At 60.7% G+C, this 3,881-nt stretch carries 3 protein-coding genes; 2 read left to right on the forward strand and 1 reads right to left on the reverse strand.

Going from position 1 to position 3,881, the window contains the following annotated elements; genetic code table 11:
• Positions 1–44: 44 nt before the first annotated feature.
• The gene (locus DBR30_RS01330) at positions 45–1,109 is read right to left on the reverse strand and encodes an adenosine deaminase (protein ID WP_108540156.1); all 1,065 of its coding nucleotides are present in this window, start codon (positions 1,107–1,109) and stop codon (positions 45–47) included.
• Between the two features lie 197 nt (positions 1,110–1,306).
• Between DBR30_RS01330 and DBR30_RS01335 the strand changes: the two genes are divergently transcribed.
• Positions 1,307–2,056, forward strand: coding sequence for an HAD-IIA family hydrolase (locus DBR30_RS01335; RefSeq protein ID WP_005337281.1), 750 nt, complete (start codon positions 1,307–1,309; stop codon positions 2,054–2,056).
• A gap of 54 nt (positions 2,057–2,110) precedes the next feature.
• Entirely contained in the window at positions 2,111–3,685 is a 1,575-nt protein-coding gene (locus DBR30_RS01340; protein ID WP_005344770.1) for a cation:proton antiporter family protein, read from the forward strand.
• The last annotated feature ends 196 nt before the right edge of the window (positions 3,686–3,881 follow it).

Here is a 3,881-nt window from a genome sequence, read left to right on the forward strand (position 1 = left end):
CTCTTTATATAGTGCATGTCATCTCGACTTCATTGGCTCCTGACTCAATGCAGGATCACGCCGTGAGCCTCGGCATAACTGCGGATCTCCCGGGTCAGCCGCGCCTTGTCGGCCAAGCTTAGCCAGCTCGCCTCCACCGCATTGAGCGACAAGCGGCAGAGCTGGCTCAGAGTCGCGCCAAGGCCATCGGCCAGCGCCACAAAGTTGGCATTCATATAGCCACCAAAGTAGGCGGGGTCGTCCGAGTTGATGGTGACGCAGAGCCCCTGCTCCAGCAGCCGCAACACATTGTGCTGGGCCATATCGCCGAACACCTTGAGTCTTGTGTTGGAGAGTGGGCAGACGGTGAGCGGCAGCCGGGTATCCGCCAGATAGCCCAGCAGCTCGGGATCGTCGGCCGAGCGCACCCCGTGATCGATACGCCGCACCTGCAACTCGTTGATCGCCTGCCAGATGTAGTCGGCAGGCCCCTCTTCACCGGCGTGGGCCACCACCGGCAGCCCCAACTCGCGGCAGCGGGCAAAGACCCGGGCAAATTTAGTGGGCGGATTGCCCTGCTCCCCCGAGTCGAGGCCGATGCCGTGAATGCGTGACAAGAAGGGCATAGCCTCTTCCAACGTCGCAAAGGCATCCTCTTCACTGAGGTGGCGCAAAAAGCTCATGATAAGGCGCCAGCTGATGCCAAACTCCTTCTCCCCGGTCTGCAGTGCCCGCTCGATACCACTCAGCACAGTCGCAAAGGGGATACCGCGGGCAGTGTGGGTCTGCGGGTCGAAGAAGATCTCCACATGCACCACCTTGTCGGCAGCGCAACGCGCCAGATAGGCCCAGGTGAGGTCGAAGAAGTCCTGCTCGGTCACCAGCACGCTGGCGCCGCGATAGTAGAGGTCGAGAAAGGATTGCAGGCAGTCAAAGTCATAGGCGGCGCGCACGCTGGCCACGTCGGGCCAGGGCAGTGGCACACCGTTGCGGCGGCCCAGCTCAAACATCAACTCGGGTTCGAGGCTGCCCTCGATATGCAGGTGCAGCTCCAGTTTCGGCAGTCCGGCGATAAATTGCGCGGCGGTGAGGTGTTCGGGTGTGACAGGCTTGGAAATCGGGGTGTCCATAGCGACGGCTCCATCAGCAAAGTGATCCGGCGTCAGCCCCTCCACCAGACTGACCCGACGGCAGCTTTATTGTGCACCGAAGTGGCGAGACAGGGGAGACTTGTCATCAAACAGACTTATAATGGCGTCACAAAAATCATAAATGATTGAACATCTTAACGATTGGCGGCTCGCCTGCGCCCTGACAAGGAGTTTTCATGAAGAAGAACGTCATCTGCGATATCGACGGTGTCATCCTGCACAACAACGATCTCATCCCCGGTGCCGACCGTTTCGTCCATCGCCTGCTGGAGCAGGGCAGCAAGCTCTTGTTCCTCACCAACTACCCGGCCCAGACCCAGAAAGATCTGCAAAACCGCTTCCGCTCCGCCGGGATCGAAGTGCCGGAGGAGTGCTTCTATACCTCCGCCATGGGCACCGCCGACTTCCTCAAGCGTCAGGATGGCAAGAAGGCCTATGTGATCGGTGAAGGGGCGCTGACCCACGAGCTCTACAAGGCCGGTTTCACCATCACCGACATAGACCCCGACTTCGTGGTAGTGGGCGAGACCCGCAACTACAACTGGACGATGATGCAACAGGGGGCCAAGTTCGTCGATCAGGGGGCCCGCTTTATCGCCACCAACCCCGATACCCACGGCCCCATGATGCACCCGGCCTGCGGCGCCCTGTGCGCCCCCATCGAGCGGATGACCGGCAAGAAGCCGTTCTATGTCGGCAAGCCAAGCGCCTGGATCATCCGTGCGGCGCTCAACCGGATGGAGGCCCATTCCGACGACACCATCATCATCGGCGACAACCTGCGCACCGACATTCTGGCGGGCTTTCAGGCCGGTCTCGAGACGGTGCTGGTGCTCTCCGGGGTGAGCAAGGTCGCCGATATCGACCGCATGCCGTTTCGGCCGAACCATATTTTCGACTCCGTGGTCGACATCGATATCGTCTAATCACCACCCAAGCGTTAAACAGGGCAGGTCTCTCCTGCCCTTGCAGGATCTGTTATGGAACCCATTCTGATCGCCGTGGCTTTTGGTTGCGGCATGGTAGTCAATCTGATTGGCCTGCCTCCCCTGCTCGGCTTTCTGGCCGCCGGTTTTATCCTCAACGGCATGGGATATGAAAATACCCCCGCCCTGAGCGAGGTGGCCGATCTCGGCGTCACCCTGCTGCTGTTCACCATCGGCCTCAAGCTCAATATCAAGACCCTGATGCGGCGCGATGTGTGGGGCACCACCAGCCTGCATCTGCTGCTCTCCACCCTGCTCTTTACCGTGGTGCTGCTGGTCTGCAAGGGACTGGGGCTTGAACTTGCCCTCTCGCTGGACTGGAAACTGGCGCTGCTGCTGGGCTTTGCCCTCTCCTTCTCCAGCACCGTCTTCGCGGTCAAGGTGCTGGAAGATCGCAGCGACATGAATGCCCTCTACGCCCGCATCGCCATCGGGGTGCTGGTCATGCAGGATGTATTCGCAGTGGCATTTCTGGCCTTCTCCAGCGGCAAATGGCCCAGTATCTGGGCACTCTGGGTGCTGGGATTACCGCTGCTGCGCCCGCTGCTGTTCAAGCTGCTGGAGCGGGCCGGTCACGGCGAGCTGCAGGTGCTGTTCGGAGTCTTTCTGGCGCTGGTGGTCGGGGCCGCCGGTTTTGAAGTGGTCGGCCTCAAGCCAGATCTGGGAGCCCTTATCATCGGCATGCTGCTCGCCTCTCATCCGGCTGCGGCAGGGCTTGCAAAGGCGCTCTTCAACCTCAAAGACCTCTTTCTGGTCTGCTTCTTTCTCACCATCGGCCTCAACGGCCTGCCGACCCACGACACCATGCTGCTGGCACTGGCGCTGGTGCTGGCCCTGCCGCTCAAAAGTGTCCTCTACTATCTGGTCTACAGCGGCGCCCACCTTAGGGTGCGTACCGCCCTGCTCTCTACCCTGGCGCTCACCAACTTCTCGGAGTTTGGCCTGATCGTCGCGGCCATTGCCGCCAAGGCGGGCTGGCTCTCCCACGAGTGGCTGGTGGCGGTCTCGCTGGCGCTGGCGGCGAGCTTTATGATCTCCGCCCCCCTCAATGCCCAAAGCGAACGTATTTATCACCGCATCGGCCACTGGCTGCGAGGATTGCAGGCGAGCAACCTCCATCCGGAAGACAGACCCATCGAATTGGGCGATGCCGAGGTGATCATCCTCGGCATGGGACGGATCGGTCAGGGGGCCTACTTCGAGCTGGAGAACAAGTACGGCAACGTCATCCTCGGGGTGGAGAACGACAGCGAGAAGCTGCCCACCCTGCGCGCCCAGGGGATGAACGTCATCGAGGGGGATGCCACCGATACCGACTTCTGGGACAAGGTGCTGCTCTCCAATCAGGTCAATCTGGTGCTGCTGGCGATGCCCCACCACTCGGGGAATCTCTACGCCATCGAGAAGCTGCGCAGCCATGGGTTCAACGGCAAGATCGCCGCCATCGTCCGCTTCGAGGATGATATCGCCTCCTTGCAGGAGCAGGGGGTGGATGCGGTGTTCAACGTCTACAACGAAGCGGGCAGCGGCTTTGCCCGCCATGTGATCCGCCGCTTGCAGCCGCTCTGATCCTGCGGCTAGCGGCCCTTGGCAAGGACTCTTGGCAAGGGAATGTGCATCGTTTAAGTTATGCACAACCTCGTTTAATAAAACGAACAAAAGCGGGGCCGGGATGGCCCCGCTTTTATATCCCCATTGCCAGGGAGGCACCATGAAGACCCTCAACGACTGGATTTTGCTCGATCGCCACGAGGCGGCCCCCGCC

Origin of the sequence: Aeromonas sp. HMWF017, from assembly GCF_003061465.1 — a bacterium.
GTDB lineage: Bacteria > Pseudomonadota > Gammaproteobacteria > Enterobacterales > Aeromonadaceae > Aeromonas > Aeromonas veronii.

Bases quoted from the DNA above. Each gene is read 5' to 3' on its own strand.
- DBR30_RS01330 (WP_108540156.1), bottom strand. From the start codon at position 1,109: ATGGACACCCCGATTTCCAAGCCTGTCACACCCGAACACCTCACCGCC.
- DBR30_RS01335 (WP_005337281.1), top strand. From the start codon at position 1,307: ATGAAGAAGAACGTCATCTGCGATATCGACGGTGTCATCCTGCACAAC.
- DBR30_RS01340 (WP_005344770.1), top strand. From the start codon at position 2,111: ATGGAACCCATTCTGATCGCCGTGGCTTTTGGTTGCGGCATGGTAGTC.